This window comes from Arthrobacter sp. SLBN-83 (assembly GCF_006715285.1).
Taxonomy (GTDB): Bacteria; Actinomycetota; Actinomycetes; order Actinomycetales; family Micrococcaceae; genus Arthrobacter.
Window position 1 is genome coordinate 1663796 of sequence record NZ_VFMX01000001.1, and the last position, 18194, is coordinate 1681989.

15 protein-coding genes are annotated in these 18194 nt (G+C 66.3%); 4 read left to right on the forward strand and 11 right to left on the reverse strand.

Features of this window, described 5'->3' with window-relative positions; translation table 11 throughout:
* Nucleotides 1–57: 57 nt before the first annotated feature.
* The 4 genes from FBY30_RS07590 to FBY30_RS07605 form a co-directional block, all read right to left on the reverse strand.
* Nucleotides 58–1632, reverse strand: coding sequence for an APC family permease (locus tag FBY30_RS07590; protein ID WP_235009547.1), 1575 nt, complete (start codon nt 1630–1632; stop codon nt 58–60).
* A gap of 146 nt (nt 1633–1778) precedes the next feature.
* Complete coding sequence (locus FBY30_RS07595) at nt 1779–3419, reverse strand: GMC family oxidoreductase (RefSeq protein ID WP_142132315.1); 1641 nt, start codon at nt 3417–3419, stop codon at nt 1779–1781.
* Nucleotides 3420–4958 carry an aldehyde dehydrogenase family protein gene (locus FBY30_RS07600; protein ID WP_142132316.1) on the reverse strand — a complete coding sequence of 513 codons (1539 nt, stop codon included), beginning with the start codon at nt 4956–4958 and terminating at the stop codon, nt 3420–3422. It abuts the gene before it with no gap.
* A gap of 123 nt (nt 4959–5081) precedes the next feature.
* The gene (locus tag FBY30_RS07605) at nt 5082–5696 is read right to left on the reverse strand and encodes a TetR/AcrR family transcriptional regulator (RefSeq protein ID WP_142132317.1); all 615 of its coding nucleotides are present in this window, start codon (nt 5694–5696) and stop codon (nt 5082–5084) included.
* A 146-nt stretch (nt 5697–5842) separates the two neighbouring features.
* On the opposite strand from FBY30_RS07605, the gene FBY30_RS07610 reads away from it, so the two are divergent.
* A complete protein-coding gene (locus FBY30_RS07610; protein ID WP_142132318.1) occupies nt 5843–6031 on the forward strand; it encodes a hypothetical protein in 189 nt (62 codons plus the stop codon).
* Nucleotides 6032–6080: 49 nt separating this feature from the next.
* Here the strand turns inward: FBY30_RS07610 and FBY30_RS07615 are convergent, their stop codons facing one another.
* Together FBY30_RS07615 and FBY30_RS07620 are read right to left on the reverse strand one after the other, a co-directional pair.
* The gene (locus tag FBY30_RS07615; RefSeq protein ID WP_142132319.1) at nt 6081–7358 is read right to left on the reverse strand and encodes a benzoate/H(+) symporter BenE family transporter; all 1278 of its coding nucleotides are present in this window, start codon (nt 7356–7358) and stop codon (nt 6081–6083) included.
* Between the two features lie 161 nt (nt 7359–7519).
* Nucleotides 7520–8497: an ABC transporter substrate-binding protein gene (locus tag FBY30_RS07620; protein WP_142132320.1), complete on the reverse strand. Its 978-nt coding sequence runs from the start codon at nt 8495–8497 to the stop codon at nt 7520–7522.
* 334 nt (nt 8498–8831) lie between these two features.
* Between FBY30_RS07620 and FBY30_RS07625 the strand changes: the two genes are divergently transcribed.
* Nucleotides 8832–11165, forward strand: coding sequence for a chromosome segregation ATPase (locus FBY30_RS07625; protein WP_142132321.1), 2334 nt, complete (start codon nt 8832–8834; stop codon nt 11163–11165).
* A 101-nt stretch (nt 11166–11266) separates the two neighbouring features.
* Here the strand turns inward: FBY30_RS07625 and FBY30_RS07630 are convergent, their stop codons facing one another.
* The gene (locus tag FBY30_RS07630) at nt 11267–11965 is read right to left on the reverse strand and encodes a type 1 glutamine amidotransferase domain-containing protein (protein WP_142132322.1); all 699 of its coding nucleotides are present in this window, start codon (nt 11963–11965) and stop codon (nt 11267–11269) included.
* A 64-nt stretch (nt 11966–12029) separates the two neighbouring features.
* The gene (locus FBY30_RS07635; RefSeq protein WP_142132323.1) at nt 12030–12902 is read right to left on the reverse strand and encodes an aldo/keto reductase; all 873 of its coding nucleotides are present in this window, start codon (nt 12900–12902) and stop codon (nt 12030–12032) included.
* Between the two features lie 139 nt (nt 12903–13041).
* Here FBY30_RS07635 and FBY30_RS07640 point away from each other — a divergent pair, with 139 nt between their 5' ends.
* Both FBY30_RS07640 and FBY30_RS07645 read left to right on the forward strand, forming a co-directional pair.
* The gene (locus FBY30_RS07640; RefSeq protein ID WP_142132324.1) at nt 13042–14031 is read left to right on the forward strand and encodes an LLM class flavin-dependent oxidoreductase; all 990 of its coding nucleotides are present in this window, start codon (nt 13042–13044) and stop codon (nt 14029–14031) included.
* On the forward strand, nt 14031–15584 hold the full coding sequence (locus FBY30_RS07645) for an MDR family MFS transporter (protein ID WP_235009373.1): 1554 nt from the start codon (nt 14031–14033) through the stop codon (nt 15582–15584). Before FBY30_RS07640 ends, FBY30_RS07645 begins: the two co-directional genes overlap by 1 nt.
* Here FBY30_RS07645 and FBY30_RS07650 read toward each other — a convergent pair.
* Genes FBY30_RS07650 through panD form a run of 3 tightly spaced genes read right to left on the reverse strand, consistent with a single transcriptional unit; the run spans nt 15581 to nt 18157 of the window.
* The gene (locus FBY30_RS07650) at nt 15581–16714 is read right to left on the reverse strand and encodes an FAD-dependent oxidoreductase (RefSeq protein WP_142132325.1); all 1134 of its coding nucleotides are present in this window, start codon (nt 16712–16714) and stop codon (nt 15581–15583) included. The genes FBY30_RS07645 and FBY30_RS07650 overlap by 4 nt on opposite strands.
* 37 nt (nt 16715–16751) lie before the next feature.
* Nucleotides 16752–17678, reverse strand: a complete 927-nt coding sequence (locus tag FBY30_RS07655; protein WP_142132326.1) for an AEC family transporter — start codon at nt 17676–17678, stop codon at nt 16752–16754.
* Between the two features lie 53 nt (nt 17679–17731).
* Nucleotides 17732–18157: an aspartate 1-decarboxylase gene (gene panD, locus FBY30_RS07660; protein WP_200830651.1), complete on the reverse strand. Its 426-nt coding sequence runs from the start codon at nt 18155–18157 to the stop codon at nt 17732–17734.
* Nucleotides 18158–18194 lie beyond the last annotated feature (37 nt).

Consider the following 18194-nt stretch of genomic DNA (forward strand, 5'->3'; position numbering starts at 1 on the left):
GGGGTCGACGGCGGCACTCAAGCGAGTGCCGCCGTCGACCCCTTGTAGTCGGTGTTGCTAGCCTTCCGTGGCCAAGACCGCGTTGGCAGGCACTGCCTCCTCCGGTGCGTCGTACCGGGGGTCGTTGGACGACGGATGCGCAGCCACGGCCGCAGCATGCTCGGCCAGCACGCCGGTTTGGTGGCGGATCTTCAGGCGGTAGAGCAGGGCCCCGCCGATGACTACGGCGGCCACGAACATCACCCCGCCCCACTGCAGGTACCACTCGAACGGCGGCACCGAGTTGTAAATCTCGGGCCGGGGCCACACCAGGTTGATGGTCATGGCGGCGCCCCAGAGGACGGCCAGGATGTTCACCGGAAGCCCCCACTTGCCCATGGAGAACCCGGGTTCGGAACCGTCGGCGACCAGGGGCCACTTCTTCAGCAGCCGGTTGCGCAGCAGCGGAACCGTGACCAGGAGGTAGGACAGGTAGATCAGGACGATGCTGATGCTGGACAGGATGGTGAAGATGGCCGGCTGCATGACGTTGACCAGCAACGGGATGACGGCCAGGACGCCGATGACGATCGCAGCGACCGTTGGGGTCCGGCGGACCGGGTCCACCTTGCTCAGCTGCCGGCTGAAGGGCAGGTTGTTGTCGCGGGCCATGGCGAACATCATGCGGATGGCGGCGGCGTGCACGGCCAGGGTGCAGACCACCACGGCCACCACGATGCAGGCCAGGAAAGCCTTGCCGAACGGTCCGCCCAGGACGGAGAGGACGATGTGCTGCAGGCCGCCGTCAGGGGAGCCGATCTGCGGGTCCGTGAGGTCCGGTGCGGCCAGGATGCCGAACAGCAGGATTCCCCCGCCCAGCAGGAAGGACGCCGTGACGGCCCGCAGGATGGCCTTGGGAGCGGTCTTCTTGGGGTCCTTGGTTTCCTCGCCCAGCGAGCTGGCGGTATCGAAGCCGTACATGACATAGCCGGAGGCCATAGCGCCGATCAGGAAGACGCCGAAGAAGCCGAGGTCCTTGCCTTCGCCGAAGCCATTGGTCTGGAAGAAGACCTCCGGGCCGCGGACCACGTGCCAGCCGAGCGCGAGGATCAGCAGGACGGCGGCGATGAGTTCCACGAAGACGCCGATGCTGTTGATCCGGGTCATCAGCTTCACGCCGAACGCGTTGATGAGGGTGGAGATGGTGATCATGATGGTGGCCAGCACCACGCCGTTCATGGCGAAGTCGTACGGCCCGGTGCCATCACCGACGAACTGGAAGCCGGACCAGAGCTGCGGCAGGGTGATCTGCAGCGCCAGGGCCACGGAGCCCAGCGCCATGATGGAGGACAGCAGCAGCAGCCAGCCGGCCAGCCATGAGGAGGTGCCGGAGGCCAGGCGCTTCGCCCAGTTGTAGACCGAGCCGGCCACGGGGTAGCGGCCTGCCAGTTCGGCGAAACACAGGGCCACCATCAGCTGGCCGACGAACACGATGGGCCAGGACCAGGCATACGCCGGGCCGGCCATGGAAAAACCAAAGTAGAACAGCTGGAAAACACCGGTGAGGATGGAGATGTAGCTGACACCCGCGGCGAAGCTGGCAAACTTGCCGATGCTCCGATCCAAGGTCTGGGTGTAGCCGAATTCGTCCATGCCGCTTGAATCAATACTCTTGCTGGGTTCCAATATGGACTCCTAGTTCAGAAAAGCACGATGGGAACGGCCGCCCTGGGGTGCGGCGAGATAACGTTCTGCGGGGCCCGGCGCTGTTGGGAGCGCGGCCCCTTGTAACCCGCCGCTCAGGCGAGGGACGTGGTGAGCTCCTTCTCTTCCAGGGCGTCGGCGCCTGCGTAATCCGCCTTGATCAGATCGGCACAGCGCTCGCCGATCATCATGACGGTGATGTTGGGATTGACGGTGACGTGTTCGGGCATGACGGACGCGTCGGCCACCCGGAGGCCGGTGACACCCTTGACCCGCAGCCGGGCATCCAAAGGTGACATCCCGTCGTCGTCCGCTCCCATGCGGACCGTGCCTACGGGGTGGTAGACGGTGTTGTGGGTCTTGCGGATGTAGTCCTGCAGTTCCTCATCCGTCTGCGCCTCGATGCCGGGCGACAGTTCGCGGCCGGTCCACTCCGCCATGGCGGGCTGTGCGGCGATTTCGCGGGCCTTGCGGATGCCGGCCACCATGACGCGCATGTCATGGCCTTCCGGGTCCGTGAAGTAGCGCGGGTCCACCATGGGCTTGTCGCGGAAGTCGCGGCTGCGCAGCCGGACGGTGCCGCGGGAACGGGCGTGCGTGACGTTGGGGGTGAGGCTGAAGCCGTTCTCCGTGGTGGGGTAGCCGTGCCGCAGGGTGTTCATGTCGAACGGGACGGAGCCGTAGTGCATCATCAGGTCGGGGCGGTCCAGGCCGTCCTCCGTGGGGGTGAAGATGCCGATTTCCCACCACTGGGTGGAGGCCTGCACCATGGGCTGTTTGGCTTCGAACTGCACCACGCCTTCGGGGTGGTCCTGCAGGTGCTCGCCGACGCCGGGGGAGTCCACCAGGACCTCGATGCCGTGCTGAGCCAGGTGTGCGGCCGGGCCGATGCCGGAGAGCATGAGCAGCTTGGGGGAGTCGATGGCGCCGGTGGATACGACGACCTCGCGGTGGGCGGTGAGCCGGTGGGTCCGGCCGAACGCGCCGTCCACCACGTCCACGCCGGTGCAGCGCTTGTCCGCGTCGAACACCAGTTGGCGGGCGCGCAGGCCGGTCAGCAGCGTGAAGTTGGGGCGGTCCACGATGGGGTGGATGTAGGAGACGGAGCTGGAGGAGCGGGTGCCGTCCGCGCGGCGGTTGATCTGGAAGAAATTGGCGCCGTTGACCACGGTGGTGCCGGTGTTGAACTTCGCCCGCGGAATCCCGGTCTGCTCACAGGCATCCAAAAGCGCGACGCCGGCAGGATCCGCCGGGGGCACGTTCATCAGGTGCACGGGGCCGGAGTCGCCGTGGTGGGGTGCGTCCGGGCCGGCGTCCTCGTTGGTTTCCAGCCGCTGGTACAGTGGCCAGGCGTTGGCTGCGTTCCAGCCGGTGGCGCCGTACTTGGACTCCCACTCGTCCAAGTCCTCTCGCGGAGCCCAGAAGGCGATGCAGGAATTGTGGCTGGAGCAGCCACCCATCACCTTTGCGCGGGCGTGGCGCATGAAGGAGTTGCCGTTTTCCTGCGGCTCGATGGGGTAATCCCAGTCGTACCCGGATTCCAGCAGTTCCATCCAGCGGTCCAGCTGCAGGATCTCGGGAATGTTCCGGTCGTCCGGGCCCGCCTCGACGAGGGCCACGGTCACGTCCGGATCCTCGCTGAGACGTGCTGCCACGGCGGCACCGGCGGACCCGCCGCCGATGACGACGTAGTCGAACCCGCGGTCGCTCACGTCCTCGATGTTGTCGTAGTGCATCTAGTTCTCCTTGCTGTGGTCAGCGAACCAGCCGGTGACCTGCGGGCTGGTGTTCTGGTAGATGTGCTTGGCTTCCTGGTATTCGGCCAGGCCCGTGGGGCCCAGCTCTCGGCCGACGCCGGACTGGCCGAAGCCGCCCCACTCGGCCTGGGGGAGGTAAGGGTGGTAGTCGTTGATCCAGATGGTGCCGTGCCGGAGCCTGCCGGCCACGCGCTGGGCCTTGCCGGCATCCTGCGTCCAGACGGCGCCGGCCAGGCCGTAGATGGTGTCGTTGGCGGTGGCCACGGCCTCGTCCTCGGTGCGGAAGGTTTCCACCGTCACCACCGGGCCGAACGCCTCATCGGTGACCACGGACATGCCGCGCTGCACCTGGTCCAGGATGGTGGGCTGGTAGTAGAAACCGGCGTCGTACTTTTCTCCCTGCGGCGCCGCGCCGCCCGTGCGCAGCCGTGCGCCCTCCTGGAGGCCGCGCTGGACGTAGGCGTCCACTTTGTCCCGGTGGGCGGCGGAGATCAGCGGGCCGGTCTCGGCGTCCTCGTCGAAGGGGCCGCCGATCCGCATGTCCTTGGCGCGGCGGACCAGTTCGTCCACGAAGCGTTCGGCAATGGATTCCTCCACCACCAGCCGGGCGCCAGCGGAGCAGACCTGGCCGGAATGGACGAATGCGCCGTTCAGGGCGTTGTCGACGGCGGCGTCGAAGTCCGCGTCGGCGAACACCACATTGGGGTTCTTCCCGCCGAGTTCCAGCGCCACCTTCTTGACGGTGCCGGCGGCTGATGCGGCGATGCGTTTGCCGGTTTCCAGGCCGCCGGTGAAGGAGACGAGGTCGACGTCGGGATGTTCGGAGAGCGGTGCGCCTGCCTGGGCGCCGGCACCGGTGACGAGGTTGGCCACGCCGTCCGGCAGGCCGAGGTCCTGCAGCAGCTGCATGGCCAGGATGCTGGTGGACGGGGTCAGCTCGGAGGGCTTCAGGACAAACGTGCAGCCGGCGGCCAGTGCCGGGGCGATCTTCCATGCGGCCTGGAGGAGGGGGTAGTTCCATGGGGTGATCAGGCCGCAGACGCCCACGGGTTCGTAGACGATCCGGCTCACGACGGCGGGGTTCCCGGCGTCCACCACGCGGCCTGCCTGCTGCCCGGCGAGCCTGCCGAAGTACTCGAAGCAGGCGGCGATGTCGTCCATGTCGATGCGGCTCTCCACCATCCGCTTGCCGGTATCCAGCGACTCGGCGCGGGCGAACTCTTCCCGGCGCTCTCGGAGCCCGGCGGCAACTTTCAAGAGGAAGGCGCCGCGCTCCGGTGCCGGGACGTCCGACCAGATTCCGGAGTCGAAGGCGGCGCGGGCCGCGGCGATGGCGCGTTCGGCGTCTTCCCGGCCGGCTTCGGAGACGATGGCGGCCAGTTCGCCATCGGCCGGATTGCGGATTTCGCGCACAGCGCCGGAGGAGGCCGGCTCCCACTTGCCGTTGATGAACAGGGTGGTCGCTGTAGCGGTTTCGACGCCGAGGACGGGGTCCTGCGTTGATGTGGCGTAAGTCATACCGAGGACAGTAATGCAGATTGAACAAGTGTTCAATAGATTTCTTGAACACTTGTTCAATGCCGGTTATGAAGCTACGGTTGCCTTGCGGTAGAGCCGTTTAGCCTGGTCCGGCCCGGCGATTCAGCCGCTTTCGCCCCGGCCAGGGTTGTTGATCGGCGCGAAGGCGATCTCTTCAGTCCGCGTGATACTTCGTTGAATGGAGGCTTTGTCCACCCCGAGCAGCGCCGTCAGCCACATGCCATTCTGGATGACGACGATGTCCGAAGCCCTCTCCCGGCATTCGTTCCATGACAGCTCCGGCTTGGCGCTGGATACCAGCGCCGCGAGCCCGTCGATGTACCGGTCAAAGGCAGCGGCGTTGATTTGCGCGTAATCCTCGTCCGCTTGGGCCAGGGCCCACAGATGAAGGCGCAGGGAAAGGTAGCGGGTGGTGAGCAGGTCGGCGGCCGCCACTCGATGGAGCGCCCTCCGAAGTTGCTCATCGGGGGACACCGACGGGTCCGGCGCGACGAGCAGGAGATCGTGCTCATCCACCCTGCCCAGGGCTGCCCGGATCAGGGTGGTCTTGTCGTCGTAGTAGTAATTGACCAGCCCCAGTGCCACGCCTGCCTCGCGCGCCACGGATCGCATGCTCACTCCCGCAATCCCGTGACGGGACAGCAGATCCATCGCTGCGTCAAGGATGCGCGATTGCCTGTCAGTCTGTTCGCCGGAGTTCACGGCACTGGTCCCCATCTGGCCAGACTATTGCCTAATACTGCACCTGCCTAACCATGCAGCGGCGTAGTTGCACCGGCTGGCCTGCCGATTGTGTTTGAAGCCTTCGCCTGCCGGGCAGGGTACTGGTACACCCGGGATTTACCAGTACAGCTTGGAGAAAGATGGAAAGCGCAAGCCTCGTTGCCCTCTTGTTTGCGGGCGCCATCCGCGCCGGCGGCAGCGCACTGCCGCACGCCCCACAGGTCATCGCGAAGTCCGGATGGAAGCAGCGGGCGTGGCTGGCGTGTCGGAGCAGGACAGCAACTTTCCTGCACCGGCTGGCCTGGGCGGTTGAACCGGACCCGCGCTGACGCAGAAAAAATCCAGCCAGGCGCTGCGGCCGTGCACGCCGGGTCCGCCTCATGGCCGGGCGTGGTCCGCGCGCTCCAGCAGGCGGGACACCCCGTAACCAATGACCAGCCCCCAGAAGGCTGCATGGATGTTGAAGAGGTTCATGCCGGAGATGGTCACCACGAACGTCACCAGCGAGCCCAGGGTGAAGCTGGTTGAGAAGGCAGTTACGAAGGCCTGCTGGAGGGCCCGCAGCATCGCGATGCCACCCAGTGCCAGGACGAACTCCTTGGGCGCGGCCAGCATCAGCCGGGTCAGGGTGGGGGCAAACGCTGCGAACACCAGGGCCAGCAGGCCGTACGCCACGGCCGCCGTGTATTGCCGCTCCCTCTTCCCGGATGAGGTCAACAGGGCGTTGGTGGGGCCCGTGACGCAGGCCGAAACGGCGCCGAACCCGGCGTTCAGCACTGAGAACGCGCCGGAGGCCATGGCGAAGGCATTCACGGGCGGCTGATGGCCGGCGGCACGGAGGACGGCGATGCCCTGGCCGTTTTGCACGAACAGCACGGTGATGGCCAGCGGAACCACCAGTTCAAGCTGGGCGGCCCACGTGAATTCAGGGGCGGTGAACACCGGGGTAGCCAGAAGCGGTCCGCCGGGCAGCAGCTTGAACTGGCCGCTGGCCGCCACCGCGATGCAGCCCGCCACCACGGTGCCCAGGACCGGCGGCAGGTACCTGCCAAACCTGGGAATTGCGGTGAGGACCAGGAACGCGGCCACCATCGGAGCTGCCACCGCCGGGTTGTCCTGGGTGGAGGCGACGATGTCCGTTCCGAACTTCAGGAACACCGCAGCCACCATGGCCATCACGAGCGGCATGGGCACCAGCGCCATGGCTTTGCGCACCACGCCGGTGGCGCCCAGTGCGAGGATCAGCACGCCCGAGGTGAAGAACGCCCCAACTACTTCGGGGAAGGACAGGTGCTGCAGGGAGGGTCCCAGGAGTACCGTGCCGGGGATGGACCACGCGAAGCCCAGTGGCTGCCGGTAAATCAGTGACATCAGCAGCGTGGCTGCCCCGCCGGAAAAGAGGATGCCAAAAACCCAGGATGAGAGCTGGCCCTGAGTCAGGTCGCCGGCCGTTCCGACGGCCAGGGTGACGGCGATGGGCCCGGACGCCGCGAAAATGAGCCCGATGGCGCCGTTGGAGACATACGACAGGCCCAGGTCGCGAAGAATGCTGCGCAGGCCAGCGGGCCGGATACCCGGACGTTCCAGCAAGGGTTCCGGCGCGGGCGTGCCGGCCCCGCCAGATGTGGCGGTGGGGTGGTGGCGGGGATGGCTCATTGGGGCTCCTGGCTGGGCGGAAAAACCGGAAGCGCTCCGAAGCATCAGCTCCGGAGCGCCTCCGTGCGGGGTGTTTCCCAGTGTGCGTGCTACTTCTTCTGGCCCTGCTTTGCCAGGACGTAGTCATAAACTACTTCCTCGCCCTTTCCATCTGCACGCCCCTACTTCTTGGGCAGGCCCGCCGGGTTCAGTTCGGACTTCTGGATGGCCTCCGAGGAGAGGCCCCAGCGGTCCAGAATTTTGGCGTAGGTGCCGTGGGCCATCAGGTGGTTCAGCGCAGCCTGCGCCGCGACTGCCAGCCCGTTGCCCTTCTTGGTGGTGAAGGCTATCTGTGCCGTTAGCGGCCAGCCGCCGTTCAGCGTGCCCACCTGCTTGGTCTTCCCGTCCTGTGCAGACTTGTAGGCGGCAGCGGCGTTGGGTCCGAACGTCAGGTCCGCACGTCCCGACTGGAGCGCCAGGCTCGAGGCGGAGTCGTCGTCGTAATACTGGAACTGAACCGGCGCCAGGCCGTTCTTCTTGTTCTCCTCGTCCCAGCGCACCAGGATGGCTTCCTGGTTGGTGCCGGAGCCCACGATGATCCGCTTGCCCGCCACGTCCTTGGCTTCCTTGATCCCGCCAATGCTGGAGTCACTCTTGGCGTAGAAGCCCAGCAGGTCGTTCCGGTACGTGGCGAAGTCGAACTTTTCCTTGCGGGCCTCGGTGACAGTCACGTTGGAGAGCACGGCCTCGTACTTGGACGATTCGATGCCCAGCGGCCAGTCCGCCCAGGCCACCGGTAGGACTTCGACCTCCAACCCCAGCGCCTCGCCCACTGCGTAGGCAATGTCCACCTCGCTGCCGATCAGGGTCTTGTTGTCCGTGGCGAACAGGCTGAGCGGTGCCGCGCCGCCCGTCGTCACCACGGTGAGCTTGCCGTCGGCCTTGATGGCTTCGGGCACGAGTGCAGTCGCGGAACTGTCAGGTGCCACTTGGAAGCGGTCCTGCTGCGGGGAAAGGTTGAAGCTCTTGCCGGCTGGGTTGGCAGCGGACGACGACGGTGCTGCCACCGCCGATGCGCCGGGATCGGAGCAGGCAGTGAGTCCCAGCAGGGCTGAGACGGCAAGGGCCACGACGGCGGCCGGCTTGGTTGTGAAGGCCATGGTTCCTCCTTGAAAGGGAGCGGAAGATGCAACGGAAGGTGCGCGTTGCAGCAACTATCCGGCAGCCCTGGAGGGGGAATCAAAGACCCCCGAAACCCTGGGATACAGGGAGTAACCGCGGTTAACCGGAGGACCGCGGCGGTCACATTTGGGCTTCCTCCGGTCCGCTGCTCCGCCTGCTAAGCAGGGCCTGTCACATATCCAGCAGAAAGCGAGTACTTGGGGAAAAAAGACAAGTGGTGATTACGCGTGTTCTACCCCGGCACCGGAATTTACGGTGGGGCTGTGAGGCGGCCAGAGAGGTCCGCCGCAATGGTCTTTATCAGGAGCTCGCATGCGCATTTCCCCTTCCAAGTCCCCCCTGTCCCGGCGCCTTGCCGCCGCCGTGGTCCTGCCCGGACTGCTCACCACCAGCCTGGTGCTGGTCCAGCCCGCGGTGGCAGCCACCGGCACGGGCCCCGGAATCTGTAATGGCGTGGTCAACCAGTTGGCGCACCGCGGTGCAGTCCAGGAAAACCTCCTGAAGGCCGCCGCCAAGAAGAACGCCGACGCCATTGCTGCCCGGCAGGCGGAGAGGGCGGCGCTCCAGTCACAGGCGGATGACTTGAACGCCCAGAAGGCCGCGGCGGAGAAGGCGCTGGCTGACCTTACAGCCCAGGAGACACAGCGGGACAACGAGGAAGCAGCAGCGCAGGCGGAGCTGGACAAGCTAACTGCCCAGCAGACGAGCCTGACCTCCCAGGTGACGGCAGCGGAAGCCGCCCTCGCCGACCTACAGAACCAGCAGGCAAGCGTGGCGGGCCAGCTGGCTTCGCTGCAGGATCAGCTCAACGCGGCCCAGGCCGCCTCCGGCGCCCTGAAGGACCAGGCGGACAAGCTGGGCGCAGAACTTGTGGCCAACAGCACGGCCATTGCGGCCGCCCAGACTGAGCTTTCCCGGCTGCAGCAGGCAGCGGACCAGGCGGCCTCGGACGTGACTGCCAAAAATGCCCAGATCCAGCAGGCCCAGGACCAGTTGGGCACCCTGACAGCTCAAGCACAGCAGGCCGCAGACGCCGTGAACGCTGCACAAACGGCCGTAAACGATGCCGAGGCCCAGCTCAAGGTTCTTGAAGCTGCCGGAACCACCGCGGCCGAGGACCTTCAGGCGCAGCAGGACAAGGTGGACGCGGCTAAAGCCACACTGGCCTCTCTGCAGGAAACCGCAACTGCCGCCGACACAGCCGTGACCGCCAAGAAGGATCAGATCGCCACGGCGCAGGCCGAGCTCACGGCCCTGCAGGCCACGGCCTTCACCGCCCAGACGGCGCTCGACGCCAAGAATGCGGAGATCGCCGCGGCCCAGAGGGACCTGGCCACCCTTCAGGCCAACGCGGAGGCAGCCGCCAAGGCAGTCAGCGACAACAACGCCAAGATCGCCGCCATGAACGCTGACATCACCAGCCTCCAGAGCCAGATCTCAAGCGCGAACAGCCAGATCACCACGAAGCAGGCCCAGCTGACACAGGCCCAGAAGGACCTGGCAGCACTGCAGGCACAGAAAACCAGCCTTGAGACGCAGATCGCCGACCTCAACAAGCAGATCGATGCGATCAACGGCAATTCGCAGAAGAAGCGGGACCTCATCGCGCAGCGCGACGCCCTCCAGGTTCAGTTGAACAGCGTGAACGCCCAGATCGCTGACAAGACCGCGACCATCTCGGGGCTCCAGGGCGACTTGGCCACCCTCCAGAAGCAGGTGGATAGCCTGAACTCCCAGCTGGTGGCCAAGCAGCAGGAAAGCAGCACCCTTCAGCAGCAGGCAGCCCCGCTTCAGGCAGCGCTGAACGCCGCGAACGCAGCGGTTACTGCAAAACAGACGGACATCGCAACCCTTCAGGGACAGCTGCCTGCACTGCAGGACGCCGTCAAGCAGGCCAACACGGCTGTCGCCAGCAAGCAGGCCGAGCTCAGCACGCTGCAGGGGCAGCTCCCGGCGCTGGAACAGGCGGCAAAGGACGCTGCCGGCGCTGCGGCGGCCCAGCAGCAGGTGGTGAAAGACCTCGAAGACGCATTGCCAACCCTCACCGAAAACGTTGAGCAGGCCCAGCAGGCCATCTCTGACCAGAAGGTGGTCCTCGAGGCGAAGAATGCCACTTTGACTGAGGCAAATGACGCGCTGGCGGCAGCCAACAAGGCAGTGGACGAAAAGAATGCCGAGATTTCGACGCTTCAGGGCCAGCTCCCGGCACTGCAGGCCACCCTTGATACCGCGAAAACTGCCGTTGCTACAAAGACAGCCGAGATCGATTCACTCAACACGTTGGGCGACGACCTGGTGGCCCGGATCTCAGAGCTCAACTCGCAGATTGCCGCTGCCGAGGGCAATGTCCTTGACCTGCAGGGACGGGTGAAGCCCCTGCTGGACCAGCTCAACAGCCTTACCGGAGACATAAACGCTGCAGAAGCCAAACTGGCATCCTTGCAGGGCCAGCTGACCACCGTGGACAACCAACTAACCGCCGCGCAGGACACTCTTCGGGCCATCCAGGGCCAGAAGAAGCAGAACAAGGACGCCATTGAGGCCCAGAAGCTCCTGGTGGCCAGCCTGCAAACGCAGCTGGCGGACATCCAGAAGCAAATTGCCGCCATCGATCCCACCATCGGGAACGGGGGTTGCGCCGCCTGATCAACCAGGCATGAAGACCGGCGTCCAATGGCGTGCGCCGCAAGGAGGGGACCAGTTCTTTGCGAACTGGTCCCCTCTCTTACTGCCTGAAAGGACTGCGGCTAGCTCAGCGCGGCGAGCACTTCCTTGGCCACGTCCTCGCTGGACTGCGGGTTCTGGCCCGTGATGAGGTTGCCGTCCCGGACCACATTGGAGGACCAGGCCGCACCGTTTTCGATCACGGCGCCCTTCTCCTTCAGCGCGTCCTCCACCAGCCAAGGGGTGTTCTCGCCGGTGCCGCCGCCAAGTTCCTCCTCGTTGGTGAACACCGTGAGGCGCCGTCCCTTGAAGGCGAACCCGCCGTCGTCGTCCGTTGCGCTCAGCAGCCCGGCGGGACCGTGGCAGAACGGCGCAATGATCTTGCCGTCCTTATTCGCTGCCACCAGCAGCCGGCCCAGGTCGGCGTCCTTGTACAGGTCGGCCATGGGGCCGTGGCCGCCGGGCATCACCACGGCGTCGTAGGCGGAGGGGTCGACGTCGGCCAGGACCAGCGGGTGCGCCAGCTCGCCGTCGATCTTGGCAATGTAGTCCTTGAACCCTTGCGCCCGTTCGTCCCCGCCTGCCGACTCGGCCGCCAGGCTCACCTGATCCACCGTGGGCTTCCGGCCGCCCGGGGTGGCGATGTGGACCGTGTTGCCGGCCTCCGTCAGGGTCTGGTGGGACACCACCAGTTCCTCTGCCCAGTAGCCCGTGGGGTGCTCGCTGCCGTCCTTCATGGTGAGGGAATCTGCGGCCGAGACGACCATCAAAATGTTTGCCATGCTGTTTCTCCTGTCCTAGCTGACGTGGATGTCTTTGCTGACGTGAGTGGCTGGAAGCCGCTTGCTACTTGCCGGCCGCTTCCAGCTCAGCGTACGTGTCGTCGTCGAGCGTGATGCCGGCGGCAGCCATGTTCTCCTCGAGGTGCTGCACGGAGCCGGTGCCGGGGATGGGCATCATCACGGGGGAGCGGCGCAGCAGCCAGGCCAGGGCCACCTGGGAGGTGGTGGCACCCAGGCGCTTCGCGGCCTCGTCGAGCGGGCCGCCCGGCTGCGCGAGCTCACCGGCGGAAATCGGGGCCCACGGGATGAACCCGATGCCGTTTTCCTCGGAGTAGCGCAGCACGTCCTCGGAGCTGCGGTCCGTCAGGTTGTAGCGGTTCTGGACCGTGGACACCGTGAAATGCCTGCTCGCAGCTTCCAGCTCCGCCACGCTCACCTGGGACAGGCCCAGGGCGCGGACCTTTCCTTCGTCCTGGAGCTCGCGCAGCACGCCGAACTGCTCCTCGGCGTCCACCTTGGGATCGATCCGGTGCAGCTGCAGCAGGTCCAGGGTGTCCACCTTCAGCTTGCGCAGGCTCAGCTCGGTCTGCTGGCGCAGGTATTCGGGACGGCCAACGGGAATCCACTTGTTGGGCCCGGTGCGGGTGAAGCCCACCTTGGTGGCGATCTTCAGCCCCTCCTTGTACGGGTGGAGGGCCTCGGCGATGATTTCCTCGCTGATGTTGGGGCCATAGGAGTCGGCGGTGTCAATGAAGTCCACGCCGAGTTCGACGGCGCGGCGCACCACGTCAATGGCGGCCTGGCGGTCCTTGGGCTCACCCCAGACGCCGTCACCCACGATGCGCATGGCACCGAAACCGAGCCGGTGCACGGTTCCCAGGTCCTTGAGGTCGATGGTTGCGGACAGTTCCAGCTGGTTCGTTGAATCGTGGCTCATAGGGGCGGCAACCTCATAAGGGTGCTGAGTATTCCGGGAAAGACGAAATAAGCCGGGCTCCGCCGTCGTTATGCCTCAAGCGCCCGCCGCAATCCGGCCGGTGCTTCTTACGAAACGTTCCTGAAAGGCCGCAACTGACGTGACTCTTCCCCTTTCCATCCTTGACCTGGCAACCATCGGCAAAGGCCAGACGGCGGCGGAGAGCTTCGCGGGCAGCGTGGCCATGGCGCAGAGCGCCGAAAAGCTGGGCTACCGGCGCGTTTGGTACGCCGAGCACCACAACATGTCCTCCATCGCCTCCTCCGCCACCAGCGTGCTGATCGCGCACGTGGCCGCGCACACCGAAAGCATCAGGCTGGGTGCCGGCGGCGTCATGCTGCCCAACCATTCCCCGCTGACCATCGCCGAACAGTTCGGCACCCTGGAAACCCTGCACCCGGGCCGGATCGACCTGGGCCTGGGCCGCGCCCCGGGCAGCGACCAAAACACCATGCGGGCGCTGCGCCGCGACCCGATGTCCGCGGACAGCTTCCCCCAGGACGTCCTCGAGCTGCAGGGCTACCTGACCGGCCCCACCCGCATCCAGGGCGTCGAGGCCACCCCGGGCAAGGGGACCAACGTCCCGCTGTACATCCTGGGCTCGTCCCTCTTCGGCGCCCGCCTGGCCGCGCAACTGGGCCTGCCCTACGCCTTCGCCTCGCACTTTGCCCCGGCCGCACTGCAGGACGCGGTGGCCATTTACCGCCGCGAATTCAAGCCGTCCGCCCAACTGGACGCCCCGCACGTGATCGCCGGCGTCAACGTCATCGCCGCCGACTCCGCCTCCGAAGCGCAGGCCATGTTCCAGGCCACCAAGCGCGCCCGCGTCTCCCTGTTCTTCGGCGGCGGCCGCGAATTCAGCGACGACGAGGCGGACATGATCCTGGACTCGCCGCAGGGACGCCACATGGCACAAATGATGACGTACTCCGCAGTGGGGACGCCCGACGTCGTCATCGATTACCTGGACAGCTTCGGCAAGCACGCCGACGCCGACGAACTCATCGTGGCACATCAAAGCCCCGGCACCCAGGACCGCCTGCGGTCCGTCGAACTGCTGGCACAGGCTGCCGGGCTGGTGGCGGTCTGATGGCCAGCGCAAAGGACGGCGTAGGCTTCCGGTCCGAACGCGGGCCCATCCTCATTGCCCTGATGCTGTCCACGGGACTCGTGGCCATCGACTCCACCATCGTGGCCACGGCCGTCCCGTCGATCGTCCGGGACATCGGCGGCTTCTCCTCCTTCCCCTGGCTCTTCTCCGCCTACCTGCTGGCACAGGCGGTGTCCGTGCCGATCTACGGCAAGCTGTCCGACATGGCGGGCCGCAAACCCATCATCCTCACCGGCATCGGCCTGTTCCTGCTCGGCTCCGTGCTGTGTGGCGTGGCCTGGAGTATGCCTTCCCTCATCGCCTTCCGTGCCCTCCAGGGACTCGGTGCCGGCGCTGTCCTGCCCGTCGCCGTCACCATCGCCGGCGACATCTACACCCTTCAGGAGCGCGCCAAGGTCCAGGGCTACCTGGCCAGCGTCTGGGCCATCTCCTCCGTGGTAGGCCCCAGCTTGGGCGGTGTCTTCTCCGCACTGGGCATCTGGCGCGGCATCTTCCTGGTCAACGTGCCGCTCTGCCTGCTGGCCGGGTGGATGCTGGTCCGCACCCTCCACGAGAACGTGGAACGGAAGAAGCACAAGGTGGACTACGCCGGCGCCGTGCTGCTGGCCGGATCGCTCGGCCTGCTCATCCTCGGCGCCCTCCAGGGCGGCCAGGCGTGGGCCTGGAATTCGCCCGTCGGCATCGGCGTGTTCGTGGTGGGGGCAGTCCTGCTGGTGGCGTTCCTGCTGGTGGAACGCAGGGCCGCGGAGCCCATCCTCCCGGCCTGGGTGGTGTCCCGCCGCCTGCTGGCCACCACCGCGCTGGTGTCCTTCGGCGTCGGCACCGTAATGATTGGCCTCACCTCCTACGTGCCCACCTTCCTTGAAGGCGCCCTGTCCTCCTCCCCGCTGGTGGCCGGCATGGCGCTCGCCGCCCTGACCCTCGGGTGGCCGCTCAGCGCTTCACAGGCGGGGAAGTTCTACCTGCGGATAGGGTTCAAGTCCACGGCGCTGATCGGCATCGCCGTCTCCGTGGTGGGGCTGCTGATCCTGTCGCTCACGGCTTCCTCGCCCAACGTGGCGCTGATCGCGGTCAGCTGCTTCGTCGTCGGGCTCGGTTTGGGCCTGCTGGCCACCCCCACCCTGATCTCCGCCCAGTCCAGCGTGCCCTGGCACGAACGCGGCGTGGTGACCAGCACCAACATGTTTGCCCGGTCCATCGGCAGCGCCCTGGGCGTGGCCGTGTTCGGTGCCGTGGCCAACTCCATCTACGGCGGCAGCACCGGCGGCGACGCCGATCCCTCCACTGTTATCTCCGCGTCCGGGGCAGTCTTCCTCGCCGCGCTGGTGGCCGGGCTGCTGACCGTTGTTGCGGTGCTGGTAATGCCCGCCGTGAAGGCTGACAGCGTGGAGCAGGCCGGCGACGGCGCTGCGGCAGCCGAGGAACCGGCAGTTGAAGAACCTGTGGTTGAAGAACCGTCAGCCGCCGAACCCGCTGACCGGACTGTTCACAGGCGCGCTGTTCCCACCCGGGCAAAGGGCCCCGGCAGCTAGCGGGACGCCCGGAAAATTTCGGGTGCGGGCCGGATCCCCGTGGCAAGGTCCGCCAGGATCCGCCCGATCACCGGCGTGAACTTGAAGCCGTGGCCGGAGAAGCCCGCGCCGATCACAACCGGCCCGATCCGGTCCAGGATGAAGTCCTCATCCGGTGTGGTGGTGTAGGTGCAGCTGATGGCCTCGAACGAGTCAGCGTCCACGCCGGGCAGCCACTGCCTTGCGTAGTCCTGCAGGGCGGCGAGCTGCGTTGGTTCGGGCAGGAAGTTGCGGTTGTCCGGGTCCACTTCCGGGCCAACCCCGTGCCATCCTGCCTTGATGCCTTCACCAGGAGTGTGCATGCCGTAGATGGGGGAGTACCAGCCCTGGTAGTCCGGGCCGGGGTAGTGGTTGAAGCCGGGCCATACCGCGCCGGTGTCCGCCACCCGGAAATGCGCGGGCTGCTCCTGCGTGACCCTGAGCCGGGGAATCCGGACCGGGGCGCCGTCGTTGCCTGTCATCTTCGCCAGCAGCTTCTCCGTCCAGCCACCGGCCGTCACCACCGCCTGGGCTGCGGTGACCACCTCCGGGCCCGCAGCCGAATCGAGCGTCAGCCGCACGCCGTCGTCGAATACTTCGAAGCCCACCACTTTGGTGTGGTGCCTGATCTCGGCGCCCCGGGCGGACGCCAGCCGCTGGAAGGCAGGCAGCGCCGCTTCCGGGTTGAGCTGGCCGCCGTCGGGCATGTGCAGGACCTGCTGGTCGAAGCGGATGCCGCGCCACCGCTCTCCCGCCTCGGCGGGGTGCAGGGACCCGGCGCTGATCCTGGCAGCCGTAAGGGCTGCCGCAATCTTCCGGGCGTCAAAGCCCGGGCCGTGGGTGACGACGCCGGTGCGCGCCAGCAGCTGCTCGCCGGTTTCCTGCTCCAGTTCCTCCCACAACGCCAGCGCCTCGGCGAGCATGGCCACGTAGTCGGGCTGGTGGTAGCCAGGGTTGAGGTTGCGGGTGGCGCCGTGCGACGCCCCGATCTTATGGCCGGGGCCGAACTGCTCCACCAGCGTCACCTGCCGGCCGCGACGCGACAACGCCCACGCGGCCGCGGAACCCATGGCGCCGCCGCCGATCACCACGGTGTCCAGCACAGTATTCATCAGCCCTCCAAGCTGCGGTTCTTCACCAAGTAAAGCCTCACGCCAGGAGAAGCGCGACGCCGATCATCGCCGGTACGGCCACTACGGTGGTGATCAGTACGGTGTCCTTGGCCACGGTGAGGCCGGTTTGGTACCGGCTGGCCGCAACGAAGACATTTTGGGCGGTGGGCAGGGCCGAGGTGACCACTACGGCGAACAGGGCGTGCCCGTCCATCCCCAGCGCGAAACGGGCGAAGAGGTAGGCAAGCGCCGGCTGGACGCCAAGCTTGAAGCCGCTCGCCAGCAGGGTGTCGAGACTCCGGCCGGCGGACGACTGCAGCGGCCGCGTGCCGTTCAGGCTCATGCCGAACGCGATGAGCATGGCAGGAATCGCCGCGCCGCCAATAAGGTGGATGGGCTCCATCACCAGCTCCGGAACGTGGAATCCTGTACCGGCCACCAGCAGCCCCAGCCCGGAACCCACGATCATGGGGTTGCGCAGGATCATCAGGAAGAAGCCCAGGACGGTGGTGCGGTGCGTGCTGGTGCTCGAGTCCAGGATCATCAGGAACATCGGGGTGAAAAACGCCAGCTGGAAGATCAGCAGCGGGGCAACATAGCTGGCATCGCCCAGGACATATACGGCGATGGGAATACCAAGGTTGGCCGAGTTCGCCAGGGACGCGGACATGGCCGACATCAGCGATTCCGGCAGTGCCCGCTTCAGCCAGAACCTGGTGATGGCGAAAAAGATGGCAGCCGTAACGATGGCGGCCACCGCCGTGACCAGCAGCGGTTCCGCAAAGACTTCCTGCAGGCGCGCCTTGCTGAGGGTTTCGAAGAGCAGTGCCGGGCTGGCGACGAAGAAGGTCAGGCCGCTGAGCACGGGCCGGGCATTGTCGCCGAGGATTCTTTGCCGGCCCACGAACCAGCCCACCAGGATGATGCACCAGACCACGAAGAATCCGGCCAGCACCCCTAGCAAAGGATGCCTCGCGGGGCATGGAAGAAGGGTCTACCGGAGTTCACGCTCCGGGATCAGACGGTGGCGTTGTTCAGCGCGAACGGCGGACGCACTACGCCGGGGGTAAGGCCCTCGGCGGGATCGTTGCCCAGCTGGATCACGCGGTTGTTTTCGTCCACATGGACCACGCGGGGCTCGAAGGACTTGGCCTCTTCGGTGGTCATCTGGGCGTAGGTGATCAGGATGATGATGTCGTTCTCGTGCATCAGGTGCGCCGCTGCACCATTGATGCCAATCACGCCGGAACCGCGTTCGCCGGCGATAGTGTAGGTTTCAAGCCGCGCGCCGTTGGTGACGTCCACGATGGACACCAGCTCCCCGGGAAGGATGTCGGCGGCCTCCAGCAGGTCGAGGTCAACGGTGACCGAGCCGACGTAGTGCAGGTCGGCGTGCGTGACGGTGGCCCGGTGGATTTTGGACTTGAACATTGTTCGATTCATAACGGCTCCAGTCTAGACCTGCGGTTCCTCACCTGCA

Bases quoted from the DNA above. Each gene is read 5' to 3' on its own strand.
- FBY30_RS07635 (WP_142132323.1), bottom strand. From the start codon at position 12,902: ATGAGCCACGATTCAACGAACCAGCTGGAACTGTCCGCAACCATCGAC.
- FBY30_RS07615 (WP_142132319.1), bottom strand. From the start codon at position 7,358: ATGAGCCATCCCCGCCACCACCCCACCGCCACATCTGGCGGGGCCGGC.
- FBY30_RS07620 (WP_142132320.1), bottom strand. From the start codon at position 8,497: ATGGCCTTCACAACCAAGCCGGCCGCCGTCGTGGCCCTTGCCGTCTCA.
- FBY30_RS07625 (WP_142132321.1), top strand. From the start codon at position 8,832: ATGCGCATTTCCCCTTCCAAGTCCCCCCTGTCCCGGCGCCTTGCCGCC.
- FBY30_RS07645 (WP_235009373.1), top strand. From the start codon at position 14,031: ATGGCCAGCGCAAAGGACGGCGTAGGCTTCCGGTCCGAACGCGGGCCC.
- FBY30_RS07650 (WP_142132325.1), bottom strand. From the start codon at position 16,714: ATGAATACTGTGCTGGACACCGTGGTGATCGGCGGCGGCGCCATGGGT.
- FBY30_RS07595 (WP_142132315.1), bottom strand. From the start codon at position 3,419: ATGCACTACGACAACATCGAGGACGTGAGCGACCGCGGGTTCGACTAC.
- panD (WP_200830651.1), bottom strand. From the start codon at position 18,157: ATGAATCGAACAATGTTCAAGTCCAAAATCCACCGGGCCACCGTCACG.
- FBY30_RS07600 (WP_142132316.1), bottom strand. From the start codon at position 4,958: ATGACTTACGCCACATCAACGCAGGACCCCGTCCTCGGCGTCGAAACC.
- FBY30_RS07605 (WP_142132317.1), bottom strand. From the start codon at position 5,696: ATGGGGACCAGTGCCGTGAACTCCGGCGAACAGACTGACAGGCAATCG.
- FBY30_RS07630 (WP_142132322.1), bottom strand. From the start codon at position 11,965: ATGGCAAACATTTTGATGGTCGTCTCGGCCGCAGATTCCCTCACCATG.
- FBY30_RS07610 (WP_142132318.1), top strand. From the start codon at position 5,843: ATGGAAAGCGCAAGCCTCGTTGCCCTCTTGTTTGCGGGCGCCATCCGC.
- FBY30_RS07590 (WP_235009547.1), bottom strand. From the start codon at position 1,632: ATGGACGAATTCGGCTACACCCAGACCTTGGATCGGAGCATCGGCAAG.